The organism is Lelliottia sp. GFLA7, from assembly GCF_056490165.1.
Genome location: NZ_JBWLAQ010000014.1, coordinates 20,020 through 46,537, shown reverse-complemented (window position 1 = coordinate 46,537; position 26,518 = coordinate 20,020). Strand labels below are relative to the sequence as shown.

Annotated in this window: 25 protein-coding genes and 1 tRNA gene; 11 read left to right on the top strand and 15 right to left on the bottom strand. The window is 51.6% G+C overall.

Annotation, left to right across the window (positions count from 1 at the left end; all coding sequences use genetic code 11):
- Positions 1–2: 2 nt before the first annotated feature.
- The 5 genes from fbpC (at position 3) to AC07RN_RS20795 (ending at position 3,333) form a co-directional block, all read left to right on the top strand.
- The gene (gene fbpC / locus AC07RN_RS20815) at positions 3–1,049 is read left to right on the top strand and encodes a ferric ABC transporter ATP-binding protein (RefSeq protein ID WP_478337194.1); all 1,047 of its coding nucleotides are present in this window, start codon (positions 3–5) and stop codon (positions 1,047–1,049) included.
- Positions 1,050–1,332: 283 nt separating this feature from the next.
- Positions 1,333–1,896, top strand: a complete 564-nt coding sequence (locus AC07RN_RS20810) for a type IV secretion protein Rhs (protein ID WP_478337193.1) — start codon at positions 1,333–1,335, stop codon at positions 1,894–1,896.
- Positions 1,893–2,225, top strand: coding sequence for a putative T6SS immunity periplasmic lipoprotein (locus AC07RN_RS20805; RefSeq protein ID WP_478337192.1), 333 nt, complete (start codon positions 1,893–1,895; stop codon positions 2,223–2,225). Before AC07RN_RS20810 ends, AC07RN_RS20805 begins: the two co-directional genes overlap by 4 nt.
- Positions 2,226–2,227: 2 nt before the next feature.
- A complete protein-coding gene (locus AC07RN_RS20800; RefSeq protein WP_478337191.1) occupies positions 2,228–2,416 on the top strand; it encodes a type VI secretion system tube protein Hcp in 189 nt (62 codons plus the stop codon).
- A gap of 428 nt (positions 2,417–2,844) precedes the next feature.
- Positions 2,845–3,333, top strand: coding sequence for an Hcp family type VI secretion system effector (locus tag AC07RN_RS20795; protein ID WP_478337190.1), 489 nt, complete (start codon positions 2,845–2,847; stop codon positions 3,331–3,333).
- Between the two features lie 247 nt (positions 3,334–3,580).
- Here AC07RN_RS20795 and AC07RN_RS20790 read toward each other — a convergent pair whose 3' ends face one another.
- From AC07RN_RS20790 to mmuP, 3 genes are all read right to left on the bottom strand, one after another.
- Positions 3,581–4,099: a DUF2778 domain-containing protein gene (locus tag AC07RN_RS20790; RefSeq protein WP_449553330.1), complete on the bottom strand. Its 519-nt coding sequence runs from the start codon at positions 4,097–4,099 to the stop codon at positions 3,581–3,583.
- A 212-nt stretch (positions 4,100–4,311) separates the two neighbouring features.
- The gene (gene mmuM, locus AC07RN_RS20785) at positions 4,312–5,247 is read right to left on the bottom strand and encodes a homocysteine S-methyltransferase (RefSeq protein ID WP_478337189.1); all 936 of its coding nucleotides are present in this window, start codon (positions 5,245–5,247) and stop codon (positions 4,312–4,314) included.
- On the bottom strand, positions 5,234–6,634 hold the full coding sequence (gene mmuP, locus AC07RN_RS20780) for an S-methylmethionine permease (protein WP_478337198.1): 1,401 nt from the start codon (positions 6,632–6,634) through the stop codon (positions 5,234–5,236). The genes mmuM and mmuP overlap by 14 nt, the downstream gene beginning before the upstream one ends.
- A gap of 392 nt (positions 6,635–7,026) precedes the next feature.
- Here mmuP and AC07RN_RS20775 point away from each other — a divergent pair, with 392 nt between their 5' ends.
- Entirely contained in the window at positions 7,027–8,136 is a 1,110-nt protein-coding gene (locus AC07RN_RS20775; protein ID WP_012016232.1) for an AI-2E family transporter, read from the top strand.
- A 120-nt stretch (positions 8,137–8,256) separates the two neighbouring features.
- Positions 8,257–10,041: a diguanylate cyclase gene (locus AC07RN_RS20770; protein WP_478337188.1), complete on the top strand. Its 1,785-nt coding sequence runs from the start codon at positions 8,257–8,259 to the stop codon at positions 10,039–10,041.
- A gap of 3 nt (positions 10,042–10,044) precedes the next feature.
- Here the strand turns inward: AC07RN_RS20770 and AC07RN_RS20765 are convergent, their stop codons facing one another.
- From AC07RN_RS20765 to AC07RN_RS20755, 3 genes are all read right to left on the bottom strand, one after another.
- Positions 10,045–10,650: a class I SAM-dependent DNA methyltransferase gene (locus AC07RN_RS20765; protein ID WP_478337187.1), complete on the bottom strand. Its 606-nt coding sequence runs from the start codon at positions 10,648–10,650 to the stop codon at positions 10,045–10,047.
- 135 nt (positions 10,651–10,785) lie between these two features.
- Complete coding sequence (locus tag AC07RN_RS20760; RefSeq protein WP_012016229.1) at positions 10,786–12,339, bottom strand: peptide MFS transporter; 1,554 nt, start codon at positions 12,337–12,339, stop codon at positions 10,786–10,788.
- 640 nt (positions 12,340–12,979) lie between these two features.
- A complete protein-coding gene (locus AC07RN_RS20755; RefSeq protein ID WP_478337186.1) occupies positions 12,980–13,531 on the bottom strand; it encodes a fimbrial protein in 552 nt (183 codons plus the stop codon).
- A gap of 695 nt (positions 13,532–14,226) precedes the next feature.
- On the opposite strand from AC07RN_RS20755, the gene AC07RN_RS20750 reads away from it, so the two are divergent.
- On the top strand, positions 14,227–14,388 hold the full coding sequence (locus AC07RN_RS20750) for a hypothetical protein (RefSeq protein WP_186753340.1): 162 nt from the start codon (positions 14,227–14,229) through the stop codon (positions 14,386–14,388).
- Positions 14,389–14,611: 223 nt separating this feature from the next.
- Here the strand turns inward: AC07RN_RS20750 and AC07RN_RS20745 are convergent, their stop codons facing one another.
- The 4 genes from AC07RN_RS20745 to proB form a co-directional block, all read right to left on the bottom strand.
- On the bottom strand, positions 14,612–15,370 hold the full coding sequence (locus AC07RN_RS20745) for an alpha/beta fold hydrolase (protein ID WP_478337185.1): 759 nt from the start codon (positions 15,368–15,370) through the stop codon (positions 14,612–14,614).
- Between the two features lie 239 nt (positions 15,371–15,609).
- Positions 15,610–15,685: transfer RNA gene (locus AC07RN_RS20740), tRNA-Thr, on the bottom strand.
- A gap of 112 nt (positions 15,686–15,797) precedes the next feature.
- Positions 15,798–17,051: a glutamate-5-semialdehyde dehydrogenase gene (proA, locus tag AC07RN_RS20735; protein ID WP_449553338.1), complete on the bottom strand. Its 1,254-nt coding sequence runs from the start codon at positions 17,049–17,051 to the stop codon at positions 15,798–15,800.
- A 10-nt stretch (positions 17,052–17,061) separates the two neighbouring features.
- Entirely contained in the window at positions 17,062–18,165 is a 1,104-nt protein-coding gene (proB, locus tag AC07RN_RS20730; protein WP_012016175.1) for a glutamate 5-kinase, read from the bottom strand.
- Positions 18,166–18,470: 305 nt separating this feature from the next.
- Between proB and phoE the strand changes: the two genes are divergently transcribed.
- On the top strand, positions 18,471–19,523 hold the full coding sequence (gene phoE / locus AC07RN_RS20725) for a phosphoporin PhoE (protein ID WP_478337184.1): 1,053 nt from the start codon (positions 18,471–18,473) through the stop codon (positions 19,521–19,523).
- A 55-nt stretch (positions 19,524–19,578) separates the two neighbouring features.
- On the opposite strand, the gene crl is transcribed toward phoE, so the two are convergent.
- The 3 genes from crl to gpt all read right to left on the bottom strand — a co-directional run bounded on the left by crl (position 19,579) and on the right by gpt (position 21,850).
- Positions 19,579–19,980, bottom strand: a complete 402-nt coding sequence (crl, locus tag AC07RN_RS20720) for a sigma factor-binding protein Crl (protein ID WP_012016173.1) — start codon at positions 19,978–19,980, stop codon at positions 19,579–19,581.
- A gap of 57 nt (positions 19,981–20,037) precedes the next feature.
- On the bottom strand, positions 20,038–21,282 hold the full coding sequence (gene frsA / locus AC07RN_RS20715) for an esterase FrsA (RefSeq protein ID WP_449553339.1): 1,245 nt from the start codon (positions 21,280–21,282) through the stop codon (positions 20,038–20,040).
- A 109-nt stretch (positions 21,283–21,391) separates the two neighbouring features.
- Positions 21,392–21,850, bottom strand: a complete 459-nt coding sequence (gene gpt, locus AC07RN_RS20710; protein ID WP_012016171.1) for a xanthine phosphoribosyltransferase — start codon at positions 21,848–21,850, stop codon at positions 21,392–21,394.
- 259 nt (positions 21,851–22,109) lie between these two features.
- Between gpt and pepD the strand changes: the two genes are divergently transcribed.
- Entirely contained in the window at positions 22,110–23,567 is a 1,458-nt protein-coding gene (gene pepD / locus AC07RN_RS20705) for a cytosol nonspecific dipeptidase (RefSeq protein ID WP_478337183.1), read from the top strand.
- 52 nt (positions 23,568–23,619) lie between these two features.
- Here the strand turns inward: pepD and dinB are convergent, their stop codons facing one another.
- Positions 23,620–24,678: a DNA polymerase IV gene (dinB, locus tag AC07RN_RS20700; protein ID WP_478337182.1), complete on the bottom strand. Its 1,059-nt coding sequence runs from the start codon at positions 24,676–24,678 to the stop codon at positions 23,620–23,622.
- Positions 24,679–24,964: 286 nt separating this feature from the next.
- Here dinB and dpaA point away from each other — a divergent pair, with 286 nt between their 5' ends.
- Positions 24,965–25,705 carry a peptidoglycan meso-diaminopimelic acid protein amidase gene (gene dpaA, locus AC07RN_RS20695; RefSeq protein ID WP_012016168.1) on the top strand — a complete coding sequence of 247 codons (741 nt, stop codon included), beginning with the start codon at positions 24,965–24,967 and terminating at the stop codon, positions 25,703–25,705.
- On the opposite strand, the gene AC07RN_RS20690 is transcribed toward dpaA, so the two are convergent.
- Positions 25,676–26,443, bottom strand: coding sequence for a class II glutamine amidotransferase (locus AC07RN_RS20690; RefSeq protein ID WP_478337181.1), 768 nt, complete (start codon positions 26,441–26,443; stop codon positions 25,676–25,678). The two genes, dpaA and AC07RN_RS20690, sit on opposite strands and share 30 nt — an antisense overlap.
- Between the last annotated feature and the right edge of the window lie 75 nt (positions 26,444–26,518).

The window sequence follows — 26,518 nt, the reverse complement described above, 5'->3', positions numbered from 1 at the left end:
CTATGACTCAGAAACATTTCGTTGAACTGCGCAATGTCACCAAGCGCTTTGGTAACAACACCGTTATCGAGAATATTAATCTGGCGATTCCGCAGGGGCAGATGGTGACGCTGCTCGGCCCGTCGGGCTGCGGCAAAACCACAGTGCTGCGTCTGGTCGCGGGGCTGGAAAAACCCACCGAGGGGCAAATTTTAATCGACGGCGAAGACGTGACGCATCGGTCCATTCAGCAGCGTGATATCTGCATGGTGTTCCAGTCTTACGCCCTGTTCCCGCACATGTCGCTGGGCGAGAACGTGGGGTACGGCCTGAAAATGCTCGGCGTATCGCGCAGCGAAATGAAAACCCGCGTCAAAGAAGCGCTGGCGATGGTGGATCTGGACGGCTTTGAAGATCGATACGTCGACCAGATCTCCGGCGGGCAGCAGCAGCGCGTGGCGCTGGCCCGTGCGCTGATCCTCAAACCGAAAGTGCTGCTGTTCGATGAACCGCTGAGTAACCTCGACGCCAACCTGAGGCGCAGCATGCGTGACAAAATTCGCGAGCTGCAAAAGCAGTTCAACATCACGTCGCTGTATGTGACCCACGATCAGAGCGAGGCGTTTGCGGTGTCGGACACCGTGCTGGTGATGAACAAAGGCAACATTATGCAGATTGGCTCGCCGCAGGATCTGTATCGCCAGCCTGCATCGCGCTTTATGGCGAGCTTTATGGGCGACGCCAACCTGTTCCCGGCACGGTTTAGCGAGGATTTCGTGGAGATCCACGGCTATCGCCTGCCGCGCCCACTGCACTTTGCCCGCGAAGGAACGGGATCGGTTGGCGTGCGTCCGGAAGCGATCACCCTGAGCGAGCACGGCGAAGAGAGCCAGCGCTGCGTGATTCGCCATGTGGCGTATATGGGGCCGCAGTATGAGGTGATTGTGAACTGGCACGGGCAGGAGATTTTGTTGCAGGTGAACGCCACGCGCCTGCAGCCGAACGAAGGCGATAATTATTACCTCGAGATCCACCCGTACGGCATGTTTGTGCTGGCGGATGCGGCGTAGGTAAAAGCAAAACGGCAACGCACGTTGTCGTTTTTAGTGTCTTCGCCCTCTCCCTGGGTTGGGGTGAGGGCATCAGACTCGCGCTTGCCAACACTGGGCGCTCCGGTCACCATCAATAATAACCACTCATCATCTCAATATATATTGAATTGGCTTATTACTCATTCGATGAATAGTATTAATCCCTTCTTACAAATTTTAGAAATCTGCGCCGAAATATTTATTATTTTATATTCAGGAGAGGCGTACGATAAATTCTCACGTCATTAAAATGGATTTTTAAATGCCCGTTGATGAAAGTATAAAACCCACATCTGGAACATCCATTGTACCCGGTGGAGTCAGACAACTAACGTTAGGTGAAATCGCATTAGCAAAAACGTTGTTTGGTGGGAGTCTTATTTATAGCCGCATATGGGGACATCGTGAAGGGTATCTTCCATTCAACCTGCAACCTGTCGATGTTGCAATGACTCCTGACGGCGAGTTATGGTTTAGAGAGGAAACCTATTCCCCTGATTTTTCTTTAGAAAGAGATCTACAGAAGAAACTCAGATTTATGCATGAAATGGTTCATGCATGGCAAGCACAAAAGGGAATGTTTGTTAGAACCAGAGGGTTATTCTCTCGCTTTGCTGATTATAGTTACAGCTTAGATAAGGCTGATTTCCTCCATTATGGGTTAGAACAACAAGCATCAATTGCCAGCGATTATTGGCTACTGCTTACATATGGGTTTAATACAGGTACGTTATATTTAACAGAATATAGAGATTATCAACCGAATGAATCCACTTATGAACTCATTAGAAAATACAAATTAGTTTTGAAAGGATTTCCAGGGTGAAAACATTACTAACATTACCTTTCATTCTTATCCTTACAGGTTGCCCTGGTGGAGGAAAACCAGCATCTATCCAACGCGGTGTATTTATGCAAGGAAATACCATCTGCTTTTCTATAAATAAAAATGATATTCTAGAACGTTATAGCATTTACTATTGGCCTAATAAAAAATACACCGTTTTGAAAGCAACTGATAAAATTTCATCATCATATCCTGACACATGCGTTAACGTTAAATTACCAAAGGGATATAAATATGATATTGCATATAGTTTAAATGGGATCAGTTATTCTGATTCGTTCTTCATTGACAACGATGGGAACCTCTAATTATGTCACTACCAGCTTATTTATTTCTGTATGATGAAAATGGAATGCAAATCCCAGGAGATTGCATGGCTTTAGGACGTGAGGGTGCTATAGAAATTATGAATAGTAGTTACGGTGTTAGGCAGCCAGTAGACAGCAATACAGGAAGCATGACAGGCTGTAGACAACATAGCCCTGTATGTCATTCATAAACAACTTGATAAAACCAGCTTTTTTGCTATCGCTGTGTGTGAGCAAAAGAGATTACAAAAAGCCATCATTAAATAATATAATATTATCGAAGTAGGGATCAAGGTTGAACTATACAGAGTGACGCTTGAAAGCGTCTTAACTAGCACTGTCGATTTCACGCATGTCTATTATCCATGAAGCTCCTCGCCAAATATGCAACCAAATTTATAAAAGCGTAGATGCACTGGTCTCTCTTTAACTTTGAAAAAACAAGTAGGACAAAACCCCTTTACGTTTTTTAATAGTTAATAATTCGATCCCGCTGACAAGCGAGAGCTGACATCAAATTACCAGATACTTCCTGTAAAGGATTTATTATTTACTTGCCATTATTGCAAGCCTACACTTTATTATGTTTTTTACTAATCAATAATGAGGAAAAAGAAAAATGCCAATCCCAGCAAATATGTGGCTCAAAGACGATGGCGGCGCTGATATCAAAGGCTCTGTTGATGTCAAAGACCGTGAAGGGAGTATTGAGATTATTGGGCTGTCACATGGGTTAACATTACCCGTTGATACCGGAAGCGGAAAAATCACAGGTACTCGGCAACATTCGGCGATGATGCTCGAAAAAGAAATAGACAGTTCATCACCCTATCTCAATCGTGCAGCAGCTACCGGACAAGCGTTGAAAAGTGCGGAAATTCGCTTCTATAAGATTAATGACGCTGGTCAGGAAGTTTGTTATTACATTATCCTTCTCGAAAATGTAAAAGTTACAAGCGCAAACACTTCTATTCCAAACGTGAAGCTTGCCAGCCCTCAGATCAATCATGTTGAAAACGTTAGCCTCAACTATGAAAAAATTACCTGGCATTATGTCGATGGCAACGTCAAGTTCACTGATGCGTGGAATGAGCGAAAAACAGCCTAAGAAAATGCGCCCTTAGCGACGCACTTTTTTTACAAGAAGTGGCGTGATGAAGTAGATAATAATGGCGAATAGTAACGAGCAAATAATCCACGTCATCACCCACAAATCGTCAAAGTTTTCCTGGCTTGAATATCCGTATAGCCACTGAGAAAATCGTTGCGTTGTGTCGAGATCGATAAACTTTGCAGGGTCAATTATCCTTGCGCCTAAACAGAACAAGAGCACAAACCAAGCTATTTTAACTAGCCTACGGACAAGCGTTGTAGCCATTGCTGACAACCTCAATCATGCCATAGGCCATCATATCCTTCATGCATGGAACCCGGACTTGTGGTGTGTTTATTAACGCATTGCGCAGTGTACGAAAATCAGCATTGTTAACAAGGGTAATACAACCATCAGATAAAACTCCTGGATGTAATCGAAAGTGCTCGCGCTTAACCCCTTCAATCCACGCCATATCGTCAATATTCCAGTCATTTGGATAGAGTGCAAACCATTCAGAACGGGCGAACTCAGCGCCGCTGTGATACTTATTGTATGAATCCTTCACATAAGCAATGGCTTTAGAGATAGTGCCGCCACTGCCCCGCCCCACAATCCAATAGCGGCCAACAGGGATAGAACCATTTTCGGGATATTTTCCGCAATTCCCCCTGTTTTTATACGAGCCATTACCCGAGAAGGCCATAAATATACCGACTCCGGGAAAGACAAGTGGCGCTATATCTGCACCATTTAACATAAATTTTCCATTAATCGCCATACATTACCCCTCATAAAACTGTGGATTTAGTGTATAGCGTACGTGGTTATTTTTTTTATCAAAAATGCGTAATCGGCTATTAATGGACTTTAAATGCCATTCAAACTAAATCCTCTAACGGTTCGCTATATATATGGGATTGCGATACGGGTTTAGGCGTCAAACGATCGCATTTTATGCGCCGCGCTGCAGTGAGAACATAAAACCCGCACTCATCCGCGCTGCTTGTTCAGCTCCGCGATGTCCTTCGGTGTGGTACGACAGCATCCGCCAATCAGCTTCGCGCCTGCCGCCAGCCACTCCGGTAGATAACCCGACAGCGTTTCGCAGGCTTCGCCGTGGTGATGCCAGGTTTTGGTCACGGCGTCATAGTGCTCGCCCGAATTCGGATAAACCACCAGCGGCAGCGCAGTCAGGCTGTGCAGATGCTCAAGCGCGGCGGTGGTGTTTTCCAGCGCTATGCAGTTGATGCCCAGCGCGACAATTTGCGGATAATCCGCCAGAGCGGCAACCACTTCACGCAGTGGCGTGCCGTCGCTAAGGTGCTCGCTGTTGCGCAGGGTAAACGAGAACCACGCGCGAGCACGGGGATATTCACTCAGCAACGCCGCCAGGGCTTTGATCTCTGCAAATGACGGCAGCGTTTCGTAGGCCAGTAAGTCGGCCCCCGCATCCAGCAGCGCCTCTACGCGCGGGCGGTGAAATTCGGTAAATTCTTGCGCACTGCGCACGTAATCCCCGCGATATTCAGACCCGTCCGCCAGATACGCACCGTAAGGCCCGACAGAACCGGCGACCAGCAGCGTGCCCGCGTGCGCGTTTTCAGCCAGATAGGCTTCGCGTGCCTTACGCGCCAGCTCCACGCTTTTACCAATCAGCGCCCGCGACTGCGCCTCGTCCAGACCGCGCGCGGCAAAGCCCGCAGGCGTGGCCTGATAGCTGGCGGTGATCGCCACCTGTGCGCCAGCGCGGAAATAGTCGAGGTGTACGTCACGGATCAGATCCGGGTTTTCGACCAGCACTTTTGCCGACCATAGGCTGTCCGCCAGGTTACACCCGCGCGCTTCAAGCTCCGTCGCCATTGCGCCGTCCAGCACGATAAACGGCTGTGTTTCAAGGAGGGCGGTAAGCGGATTATTCAGCGACATGTTCAGGCTCCTGCGTTTTAAGATTTTGGGTGAGGTAATACGCACCATAACACAGGGCGACAAACGGAATTCCGCAGTAAAGGGCAATGCGCTGGCTTGGATCAAAGGCCAGACCGACGCAGGCCACCACGCACAGGACAAATCCCAATATCGGCACCAGCGGATACCACGGGGCACGATACTGTAAATCCGCCAGCGGTTTGCCCGCCTGGAGATGACGGCGGCGGAACATAAAGTGCGAGGCACAAATGCTTATCCACACCGCTACGACCGCAAACCCTGAAATCGCCGACAGCGCGACAAACACCGTGTCCGGGGCGATCACGCTTGAGAACAGCGCCAAGACGCCGCCCAGCATCGACACCGAGATCGCCGTCAGCGGAACGCCGTTTTTATTGACGCGGGCAAAGCAGCGCGGCAGCGTTTTCTCATTCGACAGCGACCACAGCATGCGGCCCGACGCATACAGCCCGGAGTTCGCCGCCGACAGAATGGCCGTCAGGATCACGAAGTTAAAAATGTCCGCCGCATACGGAATGCCGACCTTCTCGAACACCAGCACGAACGGGCTTTTCTCCACGCCGGCCTGCTGCATGGGGATCAGCGCCGCCAGCACAAAAACGGTGCCGATGAAGAACAGGATCAGGCGCGCAATCGTGGTGCGGATCGCCACCGGGATCACTTTATGCGGATTTTCCGTTTCACCTGCTGCGATGCCAATCAGCTCGGTGCCGGAGAAAGCGAAGTTCACCGCCACCATGGTCATCAGAATCGGCAGGCCGCCGTGCGGGAACCAGCCTTCGGCGGTGATATTGGATAAGCCCGGCGCGGGTGAACCGTCCTGCATCGGGATAAAGCCGAAGATCGCCGCCCCGCCCAGGATAATAAAGGCGATGATGGTGATGACTTTCACCAGCGAGAACCAGAATTCGCCTTCGGCAAAGAAACGCGTCGAGATGACATTGAGGGCAAAAATCACCGCGCAGAACACCACGCACCACGCCCAGACGGGCACCTGCGGGAACCAGTACTGCATGCAGAATCCGGCGGCGGTGAAGCTTGAGCCGAGCGCCACGGTCCAGGTGAGCCAGTAAAGCCACGCGACGGTATAGCCCGTAGCTGGCCCAAGATAGCGCGTGGCGTAGACATGAAATGCTCCGGTTTCCGGCATTGCGACGGAAAGCTCGCCCAGACACTGCATCACCAGCCAAACTACCAGCGCGCCGATCAGATACGCCAGCAGCGTGCCCGCCGCACCGGTCGTGGAGATGATGTAACCCGTATTAAAAAATAACCCTGTGCCAATCACGCCACCCAGCGACAGCATAATCAGGTGACGCGTTTTCATGGTGCGCTTTAGCTGCCCATTGTCGTGTTCTGTTTGCATATTACCTTCTAAACGTATGGACATCTAAACATCCAAAGAAGGTTTTGTTATACCGTGATTGTTAACAAAAAGCTAGCCGCGAACCAAACGTAACCGCGCACGGCGGGCACTGAGTCGGGGTTGGTTTGTCATGATCACGTAGAGAATGGGTCGCCATGCCATAAGCACCTCCATAAGCCGATACTGAAAGCATGGCGTGGACGGCGGGCATTTTCGGTCAGTCGAAAGTGGGATCCCGTCACCCCTTCTCATACAGAAAGGTGTGATCGCCCATTGCATCAAAGGGGTAAGGATGTGCAGAAAATCTAACGCTGTGATCCTGACGACAAAATTGGTAAATCAGCCAAAGGGTTCTATAGTCGACGGTGATTCTACGTTACCAGGACTGGCTCATGCGCTTTAAAGGACTTACCAAAGGTTTCTTCATTCTGATTCTCGCCATCGTTTCGCTGGCCTTCTTTGACATACTGGCGCCCTACTTTTCGGCCGTTCTATGGGCCTCGATACTGGCCGTCATCTTTCATCCGGTGAAGAACAAACTGCGCAGTATGATGGGGGAACGCAACGGGCTGGCATCGCTGCTGACGCTGGTCATTATCTGCCTGATCGTGTTTACACCGCTGATTGTGATTCTCTCGTCGCTCGCCATCGAGCTGAACGTGGTTTACACCAAGCTCCAGCATACGAACTCCCAATTCCCGGAAGTGGTGGCAAGCCTGTTTGCGCACCTGCCGGAGTGGGCTCGGAATTTCCTTGTCGATCACAATTTGGATAATGCCGCGCAGATCCAGCAAAAATTATCTGACGCTGCGTTAAAAGGCGGGCAGTATCTGGCCGGCAGCGCTTTCTTGATCGGCAAGGGCACGTTCGGCTTTGCGATCAGCTTCGGCATCATGATTTATTTGCTGTTTTTCCTGCTCAAAGACGGGCCGTATCTGGTGCGCCAGATCCTCGATTCCCTGCCGCTGTCCGATTTTGTTAAACAGCATCTGTTCGCGAAATTTGCCGCCGTCTCCCGCGCGACGGTCAAAGGTACGGTAGTTGTAGCTCTCGTGCAGGGTATTTTGGGCGGTATCGCCTTTTATATCGCCGGTATCGACGGCAGTATTTTGTGGGGCGCGCTGATGGCGTTCCTGTCGCTAATCCCGGCCGTCGGTTCGGCGATTATTTGGGTGCCCGCCGCTGTCTTCCTGTTTGCCACGCAACAGCTGTGGCAGGGGTTCTTCATTGTCGGCTTCTTTGTCATCATCGTGGGGCTGGTGGATAACATCCTGCGCCCGCTACTGGTCGGCAAAGACACCAAAATGCCGGACTACCTGATCCTGATTTCTACGCTTGGCGGTATGGAAATTTACGGCATTAACGGCTTTGTGATTGGCCCGCTGATCGCCGCCCTGTTTATTGCCTGCTGGAATATTCTTTCTGGTCGCGACCATGCCGGTAATTCGGACGAAATCGACGAAGCCTTTATCGAAGAAGGAAAAAACCCTCCAGATTTGTGAAGCGGTGACGATATCTAACAGACCAGGCGGCCAGCGGCCGCCTTTTTTTTACGCGGAAATCATGCGTTTCCTATAATTTCAGAAAAGATATCCCACAAATGGCCTAGAAGGATCCAACAGGTGCGTATTGCGACCATAACGAACTGGGCCTATGGTGCCACGGTGTGCCTGACAATCATTTCAGGCGTGGTGATGCTGATGGCGTCAAACGCGGATAATGTTGAGCGGCAGGCGGTAGAACAGCGACAGGTTTTTGATCAGCTGACTGAAGAAATTGAAGTTGAGATCTGGTCGCTTTCAGATCTGGCGCGGCTGTACGTGATCAAACAAGACTCTGACGTGCTGGCGGAATATCAGCAAAAAGAACAGTCCATGAAGGCCGTTGAACATCGTCTGGCAAAGCTGAAAGACAACGGCGCAACGGATGAAGAACTGGCGCTGCTGCATGAAGGACTGCGGGTTGTCGATGCGCTTCAGGATGAACAGCAGACCGCGTTAGCTCAGGTGACGCGCGGTGAGCAATCGCAAGCCCTGGCGCTGCTTTACGGCAAACCTTACGAGCAAGAGCTGGAGCGGGCGCAAGACCAAATCGACCATTTCCGCCTGATGCTCGATCGCCGTGCGCAGGACGCCGTCCAGCAGGCGACCAACACCTCACGCCTGTTACGCACTTTGTCTGAAGTGATGGTGGCCGTGACGGCCCTGCTGTTCCTGTTTGTGCTGGGTTTCATCTTAAAACGCCGGGTACTGCGCCCGGTGGTGCGTCTGAGCGACGTGGTGAATCGTCTCGCCTCCCAGGATTATGCGGTTGAGACGCCCAACTTTAACCAGATCGACGAAATTGGTGACATGGCGCAGGCGATCCGCATTTTTCGCGAGAATGGGCTGGTACGACAGCGCCTGGAAAAAGAGCGCGATGCCGACTGGGCGATCCGCGAGCTGCTGGCGCGTATGACGCAGCGTTTGCAGGGCTGCGAGAACTTCGAGGACGTGATTAATGTCGCACAGCTTTTCGCCCCGAATATCGCACCGGGAATAGCCGGGCGAATCTATATTCTTGACCGCGATCCGTGGCAGATGCGCTGCGTCGCGCAATGGCTTGCGCCCGAAGGAAAGCAGGACCCGTTCCATCCCGATGCGTGTTGGGCGGTGCGTCGCGGTCAGAGCCATCCACCGGTTAACGGCGAGCCGGATATCGCCTGCTACCATCTGCCGGAAACCTGCGCCAATCACTCGCTTTGCGTCCCGCTGATCGCGCAGGGAGAAGCGATTGGTTTACTCTCTTTCCAGAACATCACGCCAGAAACGGCGCCTTCTCGCGCGTATCTGGAACTGATGGCCGAAGCGCTTGGCCTGGCGTTAGCGAACCAACGTCTGCGCGATGCCCTGCTCGAAAAAGCGCTTCATGATCCGTTAACGGGGCTACGCAATCGTCACCATCTGGAAGACACGTTGCGCACCCAAATAAGCCTGGCGGCGCGCAATGCAGAACCCGTGAGTTGCCTGATGATCGACATTGATCACTTCAAAAACATTAACGACAGGTTCGGTCACGAGGCGGGCGATCAGGTGATCAAAAGCGTCGCGGCCATCATCCAACGCGCCGTTCACGACACTGGCGTGGCGTTCCGTTATGGCGGCGAGGAGTTTCTGGCGCTGCTGACGGGCGTTGATGAAGAAGGGGCCCACGCCTGCGCAACCGAGATTTTTGAGGGCGTTCACACCCTCTCGATGCGCTATGGGCTGTCTGAGATCGGTCCCGTGGACGTGTCGATTGGCATCGCCAGCTACCCGGAGCACGTCCAGAGCGACAACCTGCTGCGTGCGGCCGACGTTGCGCTGTATCGTGCAAAAGAGCTGGGGCGTTCGCGGATTGTGAGTTTTGGGATGCTGGAACCGGGTTAAGCGTTAGTGAGCCTGACAAAGCCAGACCGAATGCCCGCCGCACTCGGGATCTTCAAATACCACGTCAATCACTGCAAAACCCTTGTCCGCCAGCCGTTGCCGGTATTCGTCCGGCGACAGGCTGGCGTGATACAGCGGTTCGCCTTCAAATTCCCCCATCGCGACGCCGCTATGGGTGCCGCTGGTGAACATCAGCACGCTGCCAGGATGGCTGTGACGCGCAAATACCGGGAACATCTGGCGCTGATCGTCTTGAGTCAGGTGGAAAAAGCTGTCCCAGGCGATCAGCCCGTCAAAGGTTTCCTTCAGCGCTAACTGACGCATATCCAGATTCAACCAGCGCTGTTCAGGAAACTGCTGCTGCGCGCGAGCCAGCATCGCGGACGCGCCGTCGATACCCGTGATTTGATAATCTTGATGAATGAAATACTCAGCGATGGGCTGACCATTCCCGCAGCCGATATCCAGAATCGTCCCGCGTGAGCCGAGCAGATCGATAAATTTATCGAGCCAGGCTTTTTCCGTTAAATAGCGGGAACGCAGACGTGCAAAGGCATCCGCGTGCGTGTCGTAGAGGTGAAGAATGTTTTTTGCGGCGGATTCTGACATGTCCGGCTCTCGCGGTTGAGTTGTACGGTTTACGGTTTATTCATCGCCAGCATGGTGATAATAACTGAACATATCACGCCTATAAAAAAACCGGCGCATTTCGCGCCGGTCTGATTAAGGCTCAGTCACTGCACATCAGGCGGTGGTCACCGGTTTCTCTTCCGTTTTCACCTGTGCGTTTTCCAGCATACGACGCACCGGAACAATCAGCACCAGCAGCACCGCGGCACAGATCAACAGCGCAATAGAACAACGCGCGAAGAGATTTGGCAGCATATCCAGCTGATCGGCTTTAACGTGACCGCCAATCAAACCTGCCGCCAGGTTGCCCAGCGCGCTGGCGCAGAACCACAGGCCCATCATCTGGCCGCGCATTCTTTCCGGCGCCAACAGCGTCATGGTCGCCAGACCAATCGGACTCAGACAGAGTTCACCCAGCGTCAGCATCAGGATGCTGCCCACCAGCCACATCGGCGATACGCCTGCCCCGCCGCTGTTCAATACGTTTTGTGCCGCCAGCATCATCACGCCAAAGCCCGCTGCCGCACACAAAATGCCGATCACAAACTTGGTGATGCTGCTCGGACGCACGTTGTTACGCGCCAGCATTGGCCATGCCCAGCTAAAGATCGGCGCCAGAATAATGATAAACAGCGCATTGATTGACTGGAACCATACCGCCGGGATTTCAAAATCACCGATCATACGGTTGGTATAATCGTTCGCAAACAGGTTGAACGACGTTGGTTTTTGCTCAAACGCAGACCAGAAGAACGCCGCGGAGACCAGCAGAATGAAACAGACCAGCAGTCTGGCGCGCTCTTTACGATTCAGACCGGCAAAGAGGAACAGCCAGATAAAATAGAGCGCGACCGAGGCCGCAATCACGTAGACCAGCACGCTGGCGACCGCGACAGGGTTAATCACAATCACGCCCTGCGCAATCAGCGTCACAATAATCGCCACGCCAACCGCCAGCGCCATCAGCCAGGCACCTACGCCCTTTTTCTTCGCCACCGGATTGTTCCAGGTGGAATCCAGGCCAACTTCACTGTCGTAGCGTTTCATGGATGGCACGGCAAACATGCGGAAAATCACCAGCGCTACCAGCATCCCGATACCACCGATGCCAAAGCCCCAGTGCCAGCCGTGCGTTTTAATCAACCAGCCGGAGATCAGCGGAGCGATAAACGACCCCATGTTGATGCCCATATAAAACAGCGAGAAGCCGCCGTCACGACGGGCATCGCCTTTTTTGTACAGCGTCCCCACCATGACCGAGATACAGGTTTTGAACAAACCGGAACCGAGGACGATGAACATCAGGCCGATAAAGAACAGGTTGTTGCCCATAAAGGCCGACAGCGCGATCGACAGATGCCCAAGTGCAATCAGAATGGAACCGTACCAGACCGCCCGCTGCTGGCCGAGCCAGTTATCCGCCAGCCAGCCGCCAGGGAGCGCAGCGAGATACATACTGCCGGCAAAAATCCCGACGATGGCCGATGCGTTTTCACGCGCGAGCCCCATACCGCCGTCATAGACGGTCGCCGCCATGAACAGGATCAGTAACGGACGAATGCCGTAAAACGAGAACCGCTCCCACATTTCGGTAAAGAAGAGCGAGCCGAGCGGATAAGGATGGCCGAAGAAAGTTCGGCTTTCGTTCTTATTAACAGAGGATTGCATAATGCTCCTGAGAAAGTGTGCCAGAGTGTTTGCTGCGCTGGCATGTACGCCGACCAGTCATCTATCTGGGCGATTTTTTACATGCAGCGATATTTTAATTAACCATATGATAACCAGACGTTGGTTTTGTCTAGCATTAAGCGTTAACTTTAAGATGAAAAGTCGACAAATGTCTACTTTTACAAATTTTATGCTACCCAACAGAATAAATTAACATCTCATTTTCATGCCAACTTTCAGCATAAACCCTGCTAAGTGAAAGGTTTTATAAGGGCATTCCAGCTGGCGGGTTGTGATTCGTTTTTATTGAAAATGGGGGAATGAGATTTGGCTAAAATGCGTGAACGTCCACGGAATAATGTAAAGGAAAATGATTATCTGAATAGCTTTCGGTAGATAATTATTATTTGAGCGGAATAAGTCTGCAACTGTCAAAAAATCATCGTCTGGCAAAGCCCTACAAAAAAACAGAGGATTATTTACGCAAATACATCAATTAATTTATTTGTACTATAAAAACAGGCCATTTCAAATGACCTGTTTTAGTGACACGTGTTACGGTTTCACCTATTTATGACGGTAATAGAAGTCATATAAGGTGCTGCCCTATGATTTTAAAAGTCACTTATGGTAATTAAGATTACAGGCGGGTTAGCTCAATAGTCAAAGAGCCCGTCACGGTGCCATCAGTAATCTCTTGCCCTGCAAGTTTAACCATCTCAAGACCGAGTTTCACACTGTGTGAATCTTTATCTATGTCCAAAACACCATCATTGACGGGAATCATTTTCTTTGTATTGTAATCAAACATACCGATAGCGATGCCCGATGCTGCATTTTGCGTCTCGGTGTTGGCAAGAGATGTTCCCTGCCCATTATCTGGCTGGCCTTTCAATTTCAAAGCGAAGTGTCCAGCAGAAACCTCCTCACCGCAACCCGACAGATCGTCTGGGTTAGCAACGTGAATCATAACTGAATTCATTACGCCAGGTTCAGCACCTTGATCAACAATATTCTCGCCCGATATTAAGACGGAGTCGATTGCTGGATAAACACCGCAACTGACGCTCGGATTATGACCACTTACCGTTCCCGTAATAGTTATTGCTACTGATTCCGGAAGATCGCTTGCATGAGCAAATGCCGTAGACATGAGCATCGCCATACCGATACATAAAGTACTTTTTTTCATTTTAAAACCTTTTATCTTAAAAATAAATATTCATATACATTTTAATGTGAAGACTATTGTTAGTGTTTATAAAATAACGATAAATCTTCGCAAGTGAAGATACCTATTTAACGCAGGGTAAACATTCAAAAAGAGTTCTAAATTTAGATGTGTGAGTAAATTATATAGTTGATATTAATGGTTCTTTTACCCGCATCGAAAAATCACCGCCATGCTCACCGTTAATCACAGTGAATATAAAATTGATGAACGTTTCATTCTCAATGAGTATTAACTCGTTCACTGATGGATTGTTATGCAGATGGGCATCAATAATGACTTGGCCCATTTGATATAAATACATAAACAAGGATCAACAGCTTGCCTCTGATTTATCCGCCAGGACAATTCAGTCCGATGCCCGGCCTGAGAACGGGCATTAAAGTGAGCTCTTGAGGACTAGCGAGTGTGTACTTTTTGCGTGGGTAAGACGACGCTCTGGCTAGCAATCGCGAGGGAAAATCGCGCGTGTCATCACACGCGTTAACAGAGGGTTATATGCAGATTGAAGGCGGTGGGTGACGGCAAATCCACACGTCTGCACGGCCTCTTGTCAGTTATGGCTTGATGTAAATCAAATTTATTGTCAAAATAAGGCGTAAACAATCAATTTTTTTGGTTGTCACAAGGATGAAGAATCACGCTATGGAGCTGAAATGAAGACTGTATTTGCCGTTATGTTGAGCCTTACATTATCAGGATGTACCGCGAGCGACTGGATCGATGCCGCTGGCGGAATCATGCAAGCCAACGATAAATATGAAAAAGATTCCAGAAACAAACGTATAAAAGCGGCAAATAAAGCCGCCGGATATTAGTTTCGGAAAGAGAAATTCATGTTTATTCCTCTTCCGCTCATCATGAGTGAGAAGAGGACAAAAGCCGTATTCATCAATACGGCCCAAAAGCGTATCCCCTACCCGCCATTATCATGGCGCTGAAAGCCGCTAACATACCTCCGTCTTTCCCTGTCCAGATGCATGCCTATGGCGTTCGTCATTGCGCCGCGCGCTGAAATCACAGCGAAAGTCAGATGGAGAGTTATTCCTGACTAAATTCCTTGTTCAACGCCTCGGCAAGCGCAGAAGGATTCTCCCAGGACATTGAGTGCCCTGCCTGTGGCACTACGGCTACAGGTATGTCGTTTTGGCTAACATATTGAAAATCATTGTCCGGTAAGGATTGTTCGCCAAAAACCAGCGCGCGTGAACAGGACAGGCTGAGAAAGATTTCCATCCATGAGGGTGAAGTACCCTCGACCAGACTTTTGGCTCCCCGCCACATTGCCCAAGGTGCAGCATTTTGGGCTGACCCTTTCCAGGGAGAGGTTTGGTTTGCCAGCATCTGATCGTAAACGTGAGAGACAAATTCAGATTCCGGTTTCTCTACTATAATTCGGCTGTATTCACCGCCGCCTGCATGAAAGTTAGGTTCCGAAACCACCAGTTTGCCTACCCGTTCACGCAACCGTGCCGCCACTTCAATCGCGATACTGCCTCCCATGCTGTGACCATAAATATGGCATTGTGGGAGCTTTAATGCGTTGATCACCTCGATAACCACGTCTGCCTGATGAGCGATGCTGTAATCATAGTCACGGGGTTTATCACTGAAGCCGTATCCGGGAAGGTCAATCAGTATGGCGCGTCGCCCGCCAAATGCCGGATCCGCCACAATGCGTGGATACTCATAAGATGAAGCGCACCCAAGCCCGTGAATAAACACAACAGGAATACCCTTTCCTGGCAAATCATGCCAACGAACGCTGGCACCGGCAGTTAATGAAAATAAACTCTGCATCTTGTATCCCTCTGTTAATCGCGCGGTTAAATGACTTAACAGGCTGAATATTAGCAGTCGATAAGCATGCTAAAAAACGCGTGATTCTTTCTTTTTATTGCAACGTTATGAGGAGCTTTCACCAAATCACTGGCGGAACATGCCAGGTAAATGGACTTATTTCTGGCTGGAAATGACACAAATATGGCACAAGGGGCGTTTACTGATTTGGTGAATATCGCGTGAAGCCGCGTGAAGAATGGTGCCGATAATAGGAGTCGAACCTACGACCTTCGCATTACGAATGCGCTGCTCTACCAACTGAGCTATATCGGCCCTGAAAGGCCGGCTACGAATGTAACCACGGGGCAAAAGGTTAAAACTAACAGGGTGATGCGTCAATGGCCTTATGAATCAAGTGCCTGTTTTTGCATCACCCACGTTTTAATTACGCACGAATCGTATCATCGCCGTAGCCAATCCACTTGTAGGTGGTCAGCGCTTCCAGACCCATTGGCCCGCGCGCGTGCAGTTTTTGTGTACTCACTGCCACTTCTGCGCCCAAACCAAACTGTCCGCCGTCGGTGAAACGCGTTGACGCATTCACGTAGACGGCAGAAGAATCGACTTCGTTGATAAAGCGATTGCCGTGACTGAGCGTGCGGGTGAGGATCGCGTCGGAGTGCTGCGTACCGTGTTCACGAATGTGCGCAATGGCATCATCCAGATCCGCAACCACTTTTACGTTCAGATCCAGCGACAGATACTCGTCGTCATACTGCTCTGATTTTACGGCTTCGACTTTCGCCGGGCCATCTTGCAGCAGAGCTAACGCGCGGGCATCAGCATGCAACGTAACGCCACTCTCGGCCATTTGCTGACTCAGCGCAGGCAAGAATGTGTCGGCAATATCCTGATGAACCAACAGCGTCTCGACCGTGTTACAGGTGCTTGGACGCTGGGTTTTAGCGTTGACGATAATCTTCAGCGCAGGCTCAATCTCCGCGCTGTCATCCACCACGATATGGCACACGCCGATACCGCCGGTGATTACCGGAATGGTCGATTGCTCGCGACACAGTTTATGCAGGCCCGCACCGCCACGTGGGATCAACATGTCGATGTATTTGTCCATGCGCAGCATTTCGTTCACCAGCGCACGATCCGGGCTTTCAATCGCCTGAACGGCACCTGCTGGCAAACCGCACTCTTCCAGCGCTTGCTGAATCACTTTGACGGTGGCGGCGTTGGTGCGCCATGTTTCTTTGCCCCCGCGCAAAATGGCAGCGTTGCCGGTTTTCAGGCACAGAGAGGCGACGTCAACGGTGACGTTCGGACGCGCTTCATAGATCACGCCAACCACGCCAAGCGGCACGCGGCGACGTTCAAGGCGCAGGCCGCTGTCGAGTAGCCCACCGTCGATCACCTGCCCAACCGGATCGGCAAGATTGCACACCTGACGCACGTCATCGGCAATGCTTTTCAGACGCGCAGGGTTCAGCGCCAGACGATCCAGCATCGCGTCGCTCAGGCCGTTAGCACGGGCTTCGGCTAAATCTTGTTCGTTGGCGAGCAAAATCTGTTCTGACTGCCCTTCCAGATAATCAGCGATTTTTTCCAGAACGCGATTTTTCTCGCGGCTGGAAAGGAGCGCCAGCTTGTAAGAGGCGGCTTTGGCAGCTGCGCCCATTTGTTCCAGCATGTTTGGCTCCTTAGCGAATAATCATATCGTCGCGATGCACAGCGACCGGACCGTATTCGTAGCCCAGAATGGCGTCGATTTGTTGTGAGTGGTGGCCGGCAATACGGCGCAGCGCATCACTGTTATAGCGCGTCACACCGTGAGCGATGTCGCGTCCTTCAAGGTTACAGATACGAATCACTTCACCACGGGAGAAGTTACCTGTCACGCTTTTAATCCCTTTCGGAAGTAATGAGCTCCCCCTTTCCAGAATCGCGGCGGTGGCACCTTCATCGACGGTGATTTCACCGGCAGGCGGCGCGCCAAAGATCCAGCGTTTACGGTTTTCTAGCGGCGTAGCTTCAGCGTGGAAAAGCGTGCCAACGGAAATGCCTTCCATCACGTCGCCAATCACCCCCGGACGGCTACCCGCAGCAATGATGGTGTCGATACCGGCGCGACACGCCACGTCAGCGGCCTGTAATTTCGTGCCCATGCCGCCAGTGCCCAGGCCCGACACGCTGTCACCGGCGATGGCACGCAGCGCGTCATCAATACCGTGAACATCTTTTATCAGCTCGGCCTGCGGATTGTTGCGCGGATCGGCGGTGAACAAACCCTGCTGATCGGTGAGCAGCAGCAGTTTATCGGCCCCGGCAAGAATGGCTGCCAGCGCGGAGAGATTATCGTTATCGCCGACTTTGATTTCAGCCGTCGCGACGGCATCGTTCTCGTTAATGACCGGAACGATATTGTTATCGAGCAGCGCCCGCAGGGTGTCGCGCGCATTCAGGAAACGCTCGCGATCTTCCATGTCTGCACGGGTTAACAGCATCTGCCCCACGTGAATGCCATAGATTGAGAACAGCTGTTCCCACAGTTGAATCAGTCGGCTTTGTCCTACCGCGGCCAGCAGCTGTTTGGAGGCGATCGTCGCGGGCAGTTCGGGGTATCCCAGATGTTCACGTCCGGCAGCAATTGCCCCGGATGTGACGATAACGATACGGTGACCTGCGGCGTGAAGCTGTGCGCACTGGCGGACAAGTTCAACAATGTGGGCGCGATTGAGGCGGCGCGATCCGCCTGTTAAAACACTGGTACCGAGTTTTACCACCAGCGTCTGGCTGTCACTCATGATTCTCTGCCATTCAACAATAAGGGAAAATGATGTAATCAGACGTTTTAACAGGACTCAGCGCCGTTGCCAACTGCCATAGCACAAAGCACGATAATTTGTTGTGCGGGATCAGGAAGCGTAGCGGCAGATGTTGACAGTTTTATTACCGAAAAAATAAATGTGACTTTTTTATACATATTCTTACTTTGTCATAAAACGTTCATCCCCGGACGATAAAAACCATCCTGTTTTTCACGGGGTAATAAGCCGAATCTTATTGCTCAGCGAATATTAGCGCGTTTTAAAAAACATCAGGATTGAAAATGAAAAAGAGCACTCTGGCATTAGTGGTAATGAGCGTTGTCGCATCCGCATCCGTACAGGCAGCTGAAGTTTATAATAAAAACGGAAACAAACTGGACGTGTACGGCAAAGTTAAAGCCATGCATTATATCAGTGATAATGATGCTAAAGACGGTGACCAGACCTACGTTCGTTTTGGCTTCAAAGGTGAAACGCAAATTAACGATCAGCTGACCGGTTACGGTCGCTGGGAAGCAGAATTCTCGGGTAATAAAGCCGAGAGCGATTCAACGCAGAAAACCCGTCTGGCGTTTGCTGGCCTGAAATTGAAAGACTTTGGATCCCTGGATTACGGCCGTAACCTGGGCGCGCTGTATGACGTGGAAGCCTGGACCGATATGTTCCCGGAATTCGGCGGTGACTCTTCTGCTCAGACCGATAACTTTATGACCAAACGCGCCTCAGGCCTTGCGACATACCGCAATACCGACTTCTTCGGCGTGATTGATGGCCTGGATATGACCCTGCAATATCAGGGCAAAAACGAAGATCGTGACGTCAAAAAACAGAACGGCGACGGCTTTGGTACCTCTCTGACATATGATTTCGGCGGCAGCGATTTCGCCGTCAGCGGCGCATACACCAGCTCTGACCGTACCGACGATCAGAACCTGCAGGCGCGTGGCGAGGGCAAAAAAGCGGAAGCCTGGGCAACGGGTCTGAAATATGACGCGAACGATATTTACCTGGCCGCAATGTATTCTGAAACGCGCAATATGACCCCAATTTCAGGTGGTTTTGCGAATAAAGCGCAGAACTTCGAAGTCGTCGCGCAATATCAGTTTGACTTTGGTCTGCGTCCATCCCTGGGTTATGTGCAGTCTAAAGGCAAGGATATTGAAGGTATTGGTGATGAAGATCTGGTCAAATACATCGACGTCGGCGCGACCTATTATTTCAACAAAAATATGTCAGCATTTGTTGATTATAAAATCAACCAACTCGACGACAAAAATAAACTGGGCGTGAACAACGATGACATCGTTGCGCTTGGTATGACCTACCAGTTCTAATATTCAGATATAAAAAAACCCGGCGCGAAAGTGGCCGGGTTTTTTATTGCACGATTTACGCGGAGAGCTTCAGCTTTTCGTTGGTAAAATCATCAGCAGGTTCGAGCTTAAGTTCAAAGGTCTCCAGCAAAGCACGCGCTTTTTCATGGAATCCACGCAAGGTTTGCTCCAGACGCTCGACAACTTCCTTATCCTTAATGGTCGTCGCTTGCCAGTGGCCCGCTTTATTGAACAAACCAAAATGATAGGTGTAGGTGAAGCGTTTTTCTTCGGCTTCCATTTCCATCCACCAACCCCAGAATTCACGCTCTTCTGGAGCGGGTTGCACATTGACGCATACAGCCAGGCAGTCAAAAAAAAAGCGATTCTCTTCACACTGCTCTTCACGAATGTATGGGCCAAGAGCCATGAACTTCTTAATCAGTCTGCTTTTCGGGTGTCCACTCGGTAACGTCATTGCGATCTCCTTTTGTCAGTCCACTGTTTTACCAAACCATCAAAATTTAGCAATCTCTTAACACAATCTCTGCGTGATCCAACGTGTAATCTCTTTCAGCCCTTTGTCAAAATTCTGATACACCGGACTGAAGGGGATCTCCAGCAGTTTGCCATCCAAAGATGACGACGTGATTAAACGCGACTCTTCTTCCGGGCTGAACGGGTCATTTTTCCAGAAACCCGACATCATCGGGGTTGGGCAACGACGCCCCAGCAAACCCTGCGTTTTTAACGAGTAACGGTTCAGTTCTACGCGCAGCGCTTCATCTGATGCATCATGCATGCCAAGGCGGCTTGCCAGTACGTCCAGATACATTTCCGGCACGCTTGCCTGACGCTGCGGATCGCTGAGTAACGCGTGGACTACCGGCCCAAGACACGCGACCGCTTTCAGACGGGACGACTCCAGATACGCAAGGCGCACCGCGACGTTGGCCCCAAAACGGAAGCCAAATGCAGCCACGCGGGTGTGATCCACCCACGGAATATTCTCGAGTGCTTTCAGCGCATGCTGGTGCAGCAAACTGGAATCTTGCGTCAGTTTCCATTTCGATGAAAAACCGATCGACGGCATATCCAGCGTCAGCATCGCGATCCCTTTTGGTGCGAAGTAACGCTCAAACAGGCTGTAATAGTCAATTTGCAGGGAGTCGAGACCGCCGCACATCAGTACCGTCGGGAACGGGCCTTCGCCTGGCGGCATATGCAAGAATCCGGTCACCGATGCACCGCCGGGGATGGGGAATTCGATTTCACGCATGTTGCAGGGTAATCGCTGTGCCGCTTCTTCGTAAGCACGATTGGCCAGCGCCTGCGCTTGTTCAGCCAGGTCATCGCCTTTGAGATGGGGATAGGCCGCAATGCTGTAGAGATTGGCGGCGTGCAGCCAGTGTTGGCCGCTGAGGGTTTGATCTGGCTCCTGTGTCGCCTTTTGCTGCCAGACCATCGCCTGCGTGGCCCACTCGTAGATCCAGTTTCCGCCACGATACCCCACAACGGTATCGTAAAGTTCACTGTCGGTACGGTCGGCTTCACTCATGACGATGCGCGCCTGGACTTCGAGGATCTCACGCGCGTCAATACCGCGCCAAATCCACATCAGGCGGTTGATCATGCGATACCAGTGCGGCACGGTTTTGCCATCCAGGGCGGACTGAACTGCGGGCTGAGTGCCGGGGTTGAAACGACGCACCAGCGTCGACGTTTCCGGGTGCTTGAAACGGGGTTTGAACAGGGTTTCGCTGAGATTCGCCTGAGTCATTGCGCTCTGCCTCCATGATGACGTGTCATAGCGGCTATTGTAACGCGGTGCAGGCTAAATAAAACAACGCCCGGCATCACCGGGCGTTAAAAATAATGTCGAGGCGGTATTAACGGCCTGAAATTGGCGGGACGAAGGCCACGCCCATATCCCATGGCTGTTCAATCCAGGTATCCTGCGGGATATCGATAACGTAATCGTCAACCAGCGGCTGACCGGCCGGTTTGGCGAAAATCGTGACGAAATGCGCTTTTGGATACATGTCACGGATCGCAACCGCGGTACCGCCGGTGTCGACCAGATCGTCAATCACGATAAAGCCTTCGCCATCGCCTTCAGCGCGTTTCAGCACGGTCAGCTCACGCTGGTTATCGTGGTCATAGCTGGAGATGCAAACGGTATCAACATGACGAATACCCAGTTCACGCGCCAGCAGTGCGCCAGGCACCAGACCGCCACGGCTAACGGCAATAATGCCTTTCCACTGTTCAGAAGGCATCAGACGCGCAGCAAGCTTGCGGGCGTGAATCTGCAACATGTCCCAGGTGACGACGTATTTTTCGCTCATGTGAAGTGTCCCAGCCTGTGTATATACGGCTTAAAAAGTGTTCGAGGGGGAAATAGGTTGCGCGAGATTATAGAGATCTGACGCGCTAAAAACCAGTATTAAGCGGCGCTGGCCGGAGTTTTTACTTGCATTATGCTAGCAGCAGACGGAGAAAGTGGTATTCTCGACCTTATCTCGCAAGCCCGACTTGTGGTGACTATTAATCTGCTAACCCTGTGACCTGCAAGCTTGTTGCAGCGCCACGACAAGGAGACTCATCGTGTCTGAACTGTCTCAATTATCTCCACAGCCGCTGTGGGATATTTTTGCCAAAATCTGTTCCATTCCTCACCCGTCCTATCACGAAGAACAGCTTGCCGAACATATTATGGGCTGGGCGAAGGAAAAAGGCCTGCACGCTGAACGCGATCAGGTTGGCAATATTCTGATTCGTAAAGCGGCTACTGCAGGGATGGAAAACCGTAAACCGGTTGTGCTTCAGGCGCACCTGGACATGGTTCCGCAGAAGAACAACGACACTGAACACGACTTCACCAAAGATCCGATTCAGCCGTACATTGACGGCGAGTGGATCAAAGCGCGCGGCACGACGCTCGGCGCCGATAACGGTATCGGTATGGCGTCAGCGCTGGCCGTGCTGGCCGACGATCGCGTTGAACACGGTCCGCTGGAAGTGCTGCTGACCATGACCGAAGAAGCCGGCATGGACGGCGCATTCGGTTTGCAGGCCAACTGGCTGCAGGCGGATATCCTGATCAACACCGACTCAGAAGAAGAAGGTGAGATCTACATGGGTTGCGCGGGCGGGATTGATTTTATCTCTACGCTGCCGCTGTCCCGTGAAGCGGTTCCGGCCGGTTTCCAGACCTTCAAGCTGACGCTGAAAGGGCTGAAAGGCGGTCACTCAGGCGGTGATATTCACCTGGGCCTGGGTAATGCCAACAAACTGCTGGCGCGCTTCCTGGCGGGTCATGCAGACGAACTGGATTTGCGTCTGGTGGATTTCAACGGCGGTACGTTGCGTAACGCGATCCCACGTGAAGCCTTCGCGACCGTTGCCATTGCCGCGGATAAAGTCGACGCGCTGAAAAAACTGTCGACCGAGTATCTGGATATCCTGAAAAACGAACTGGCCGCGAAAGAGAAAAATCTGACCGTGGTTCTGGAAGCCGTATCCAGCGATAAAGCGGCGCTGACCAAACCGTCACGTGACAGCTTTGTTCAGCTGCTGAACGCGACGCCAAACGGCGTGATCCGTAACTCTGACGTGGCGAAAGGCGTGGTAGAAACCTCCCTGAACGTGGGCGTTGTGACCATGAGCGACGACAGCGCAGAAATCATCTGCCTGATCCGTTCTCTTATCGACAGCGGTAAAGAGTACGTGGTGAGCATGCTGGAATCGTTGGGCAAACTGTCTGGCGCGAAAACGTCTGCTAAAGGCAGCTACCCAGGCTGGCAGCCAGACGCAAGCTCTCCGGTGATGGCACTGGTGCGCGAGACTTATCAGCGTCTGTTCAACAGCACACCAAATATTCAGGTGATCCACGCCGGTCTTGAGTGCGGTCTGTTCAAAAAACCGTACCCGGATATGGATATGGTGTCCATTGGGCCGACCATCACCGGGCCGCACTCCCCGGATGAACAGGTTCATATCGAAAGCGTGGGCCACTACTGGACGCTGCTGACCGAACTGCTGAAATCCATTCCGGCAAAATAATCGCCCTCTCTTAAGAGAGTGACATGAAAAGCCCGGTTAGCGCCGGGCTTTTTTATAGCCCCAGTACCAGTTGTCGCTCAAGCTGAGGATCGAGCAGCGTGACATGCAGGCCCACCAGCCTGACTCCCCTTCCCGCGCGGCGTTCTTGCCAGGTTTTCTTTGCTGTCGCAATCAGATCGTCTTTGTTAAGTTTCGGCCAGACGTGTTCCTGCGTGGTTTGCTGGAAATCGTTAAATTTCAGCTTCACGCCCTGGCGCGCAATCAGCAGATCCGGCTTCACTTTTGCCAGCCGCCGTTCCAGCTCGGGATAAAGCTGTTCGGTGATAATCGTTTCGCAATCGTTCCAGTCGTGAATATCGTCTGCCAGCGTGCGCTCGACACCCACGGATTTGCGCAGGCGTTCATTGTTGATACTGCGCTCGTCAATCCCCTGACTGCGCTCCCACAGCACGCGCCCAAACTTACCAAAACGCTTCAGCAGCATCGCCAGATCGCTTTTCTGCACGTCTTCACAGGTGCGCAGCCCCAGGTTTTCCAGCTTGGCGGCGGAGACTTTGCCGACACCGGGTATTTTACTCAGCGGCAGGGTTTTCAAAAAATGCGGAACCTCATCGGGCGTGATCACGTACTGGCCGTTAGGTTTGTTGAGATCCGAGGCGATTTTGGCGAGAAACTTTACCGGCGCGATCCCCGCCGAAGCGGTGAGATTCAGTTCATCAGAAATGGTCTGGCGGATCTCCTGCGCCATTAGCGTGGCGGAGCCGTGGCAGTGCAGGCTGTCCGTCACGTCCAGATAAGCTTCATCCAGCGACAGCGGTTCAATAAGCGAAGTGTAACGGGAGAAGATTTCCTGAATACGAACCGAGGCCTCTTTATAAGCATCGAAACGGCCGGGCAGCAGAATCAGATGAGGGCAGAGCTTGAGCGCCATCGCTGTAGGCATGGCGCTGCGCACGCCAAATTTGCGCGCCGGATAATTGGCGGTGCTGATTACGCCACGCTTGACGCGGCTACCGCCAATCGCGATGGGGACATCCCGCAACGCCGGATTGTCTCGCATCTCTACTGCGGCAAAAAAGCAGTCCATATCGACATGGATTATTTTGCGCATAGTAAGCCCTCACTCATCACTGGATAAGTATACAGTAAAAGTTGAGACATTGAGAAGCACTCTGTCGCGAAGGCAATCGTCCGAATAAGGCGCGCTTTTACACTGTTCTTACAGTTATTCCGCCGTGAATGCAGTATAAAGAAAACTATTTTGTAAACTCATGGCTTCGCGCTTGCGAAAAAATTCAGCGATGCTAATGTGAGCGCTCCTAATCCAGAATATTCTGATTTCGGGTCTCTTTTGCCGTCCTGGCAAGTTGGTTTGGCTTTATCAAGGAACTTGTAGTATGCGTAAAATCGCATTGTTCATTGCGATGCTTCTGATTCCGTGTCTCTCGTTTGCTGGGCTATTAAGTAGCAACAGTTCAACAACACCAATCAGCAAAGAATATAAACAGCAGTTAATGGGATCACCGGTTTATATTCAGATCTTCAAGGAAGAACGCACACTCGATCTATTTGTCAAAATGGGCGAGACATATCAACTGCTTGATAGCTACAAAATCTGTAGTTATTCCGGCGGATTAGGCCCGAAACAGCGTCAGGGTGATTTCAAAAGTCCTGAAGGGTTCTACACCGTTCAACGTAATCAGCTCAAACCTGACAGCCGCTTTTATAAAGCCATTAATATCGGCTTCCCGAACGCCTATGACCGTGCACACGGTTACGACGGCAAATACCTGATGATTCACGGTGCCTGCGTGTCTATTGGCTGTTACGCCATGACGGACGGCGGTATTGATGAGATTTTCCAGTTTGTGACTGGCGCACTGGTGTTTGGTCAGGCGGGCGTGCAGGTGAGCATCTATCCGTTCAGAATGACGGATGCCAACATGCAGCGTCATAAGTTCTCGACCTACTCGGAGTTCTGGAAACAGCTAAAACCGGGCTATGACTACTTCGAGCAGACGCATAAACCGCCAACCGTTTCGGTTGCAGATGGACGCTACATCGTCAGCAAACCGCTGAGCCACGAAGTCGTCCATCCACAGCTGGCGTCAAATTACGCGGTCCCCGAGACAAAATAAGACCCACTCGCCTGGCATAATCTTTTGCCAGGTTTCATTGCCCGTCAGTGGCTGAGTGGCGATCACCGTGACCACATCGTTAGGTGTGGTCTCCGTTTGAAAATCAATTTCCACATCCGGATCGAGCAGCTTCGCGACACCAAACGGCGCGCGGCGCGTTATCCAAAACAGATTGGTCGAGCAGAACGCCATCACGTAGCGCCCATCCGACAGCAGCATATTAAAGACCCCCTTCTCACGCAGCTCACAGGCCAGCGAGCCGATGTATTTGAACACGGCGGTCATGTTGGTCGGCGTACGCGGATAGCGCTCGGCAAGCTTATGCAGCAGCCAGCAAAACGCCTTTTCACTGTCGGTTTCCCCCACTGGGCGGAAATTGCCCGTCTCCAGCGTTTTATAACCCGTCAGCTGTCCGTTATGCGCGTAAGTCCAGTTGCGGCCCCACAGTTCACGGGTAAAGGGATGGGTATTTTCCAGCGCCACTTCACCGCGATTCGCCTGACGAATATGCGCGATCACCGAGCGGGATTTGATCGGGTAATCCTGCACCAGTTTGGCAATCGGGGAGTTAAAGCTCGGTTGCGGATCTTTGAACGTGCGACAGCCTTTGCCTTCGTAGAAGGTAATGCCCCAGCCGTCTTTATGCGGCCCGGTTCCTCCACCGCGCTGCACCAGCCCGGTGAAACTAAAGCAGATATCGGTTGGCACATTGGCGCTCATCCCGAGCAATTCGCACATACATCACCTCCAAAAACGCCTGAACGCGAGAAGGCGTAATGGTTACAGCCAGTTTGGATACGGACAGCGCGCGAC

What these genes read in the sequence shown, in the direction of transcription:
- proB (WP_012016175.1), bottom strand. Translation starts at nt 18,165, where the DNA reads ATGAGTGACAGCCAGACGCTGGTGGTAAAACTCGGTACCAGTGTTTTA.
- phoE (WP_478337184.1), top strand. Translation starts at nt 18,471, where the DNA reads ATGAAAAAGAGCACTCTGGCATTAGTGGTAATGAGCGTTGTCGCATCC.
- dinB (WP_478337182.1), bottom strand. Translation starts at nt 24,678, where the DNA reads ATGCGCAAAATAATCCATGTCGATATGGACTGCTTTTTTGCCGCAGTA.
- fbpC (WP_478337194.1), top strand. Translation starts at nt 3, where the DNA reads ATGACTCAGAAACATTTCGTTGAACTGCGCAATGTCACCAAGCGCTTT.
- AC07RN_RS20755 (WP_478337186.1), bottom strand. Translation starts at nt 13,531, where the DNA reads ATGAAAAAAAGTACTTTATGTATCGGTATGGCGATGCTCATGTCTACG.
- AC07RN_RS20810 (WP_478337193.1), top strand. Translation starts at nt 1,333, where the DNA reads ATGCCCGTTGATGAAAGTATAAAACCCACATCTGGAACATCCATTGTA.
- frsA (WP_449553339.1), bottom strand. Translation starts at nt 21,282, where the DNA reads ATGACTCAGGCGAATCTCAGCGAAACCCTGTTCAAACCCCGTTTCAAG.
- dpaA (WP_012016168.1), top strand. Translation starts at nt 24,965, where the DNA reads ATGCGTAAAATCGCATTGTTCATTGCGATGCTTCTGATTCCGTGTCTC.
- AC07RN_RS20795 (WP_478337190.1), top strand. Translation starts at nt 2,845, where the DNA reads ATGCCAATCCCAGCAAATATGTGGCTCAAAGACGATGGCGGCGCTGAT.
- AC07RN_RS20790 (WP_449553330.1), bottom strand. Translation starts at nt 4,099, where the DNA reads ATGGCGATTAATGGAAAATTTATGTTAAATGGTGCAGATATAGCGCCA.
- proA (WP_449553338.1), bottom strand. Translation starts at nt 17,051, where the DNA reads ATGCTGGAACAAATGGGCGCAGCTGCCAAAGCCGCCTCTTACAAGCTG.
- crl (WP_012016173.1), bottom strand. Translation starts at nt 19,980, where the DNA reads ATGACGTTACCGAGTGGACACCCGAAAAGCAGACTGATTAAGAAGTTC.
- AC07RN_RS20765 (WP_478337187.1), bottom strand. Translation starts at nt 10,650, where the DNA reads ATGTCAGAATCCGCCGCAAAAAACATTCTTCACCTCTACGACACGCAC.
- gpt (WP_012016171.1), bottom strand. Translation starts at nt 21,850, where the DNA reads ATGAGCGAAAAATACGTCGTCACCTGGGACATGTTGCAGATTCACGCC.
- AC07RN_RS20745 (WP_478337185.1), bottom strand. Translation starts at nt 15,370, where the DNA reads ATGCAGAGTTTATTTTCATTAACTGCCGGTGCCAGCGTTCGTTGGCAT.
- mmuP (WP_478337198.1), bottom strand. Translation starts at nt 6,634, where the DNA reads ATGCAAACAGAACACGACAATGGGCAGCTAAAGCGCACCATGAAAACG.
- AC07RN_RS20750 (WP_186753340.1), top strand. Translation starts at nt 14,227, where the DNA reads ATGAAGACTGTATTTGCCGTTATGTTGAGCCTTACATTATCAGGATGT.
- mmuM (WP_478337189.1), bottom strand. Translation starts at nt 5,247, where the DNA reads ATGTCGCTGAATAATCCGCTTACCGCCCTCCTTGAAACACAGCCGTTT.
- AC07RN_RS20775 (WP_012016232.1), top strand. Translation starts at nt 7,027, where the DNA reads ATGCGCTTTAAAGGACTTACCAAAGGTTTCTTCATTCTGATTCTCGCC.
- AC07RN_RS20690 (WP_478337181.1), bottom strand. Translation starts at nt 26,443, where the DNA reads ATGTGCGAATTGCTCGGGATGAGCGCCAATGTGCCAACCGATATCTGC.
- AC07RN_RS20760 (WP_012016229.1), bottom strand. Translation starts at nt 12,339, where the DNA reads ATGCAATCCTCTGTTAATAAGAACGAAAGCCGAACTTTCTTCGGCCAT.
- AC07RN_RS20800 (WP_478337191.1), top strand. Translation starts at nt 2,228, where the DNA reads ATGTCACTACCAGCTTATTTATTTCTGTATGATGAAAATGGAATGCAA.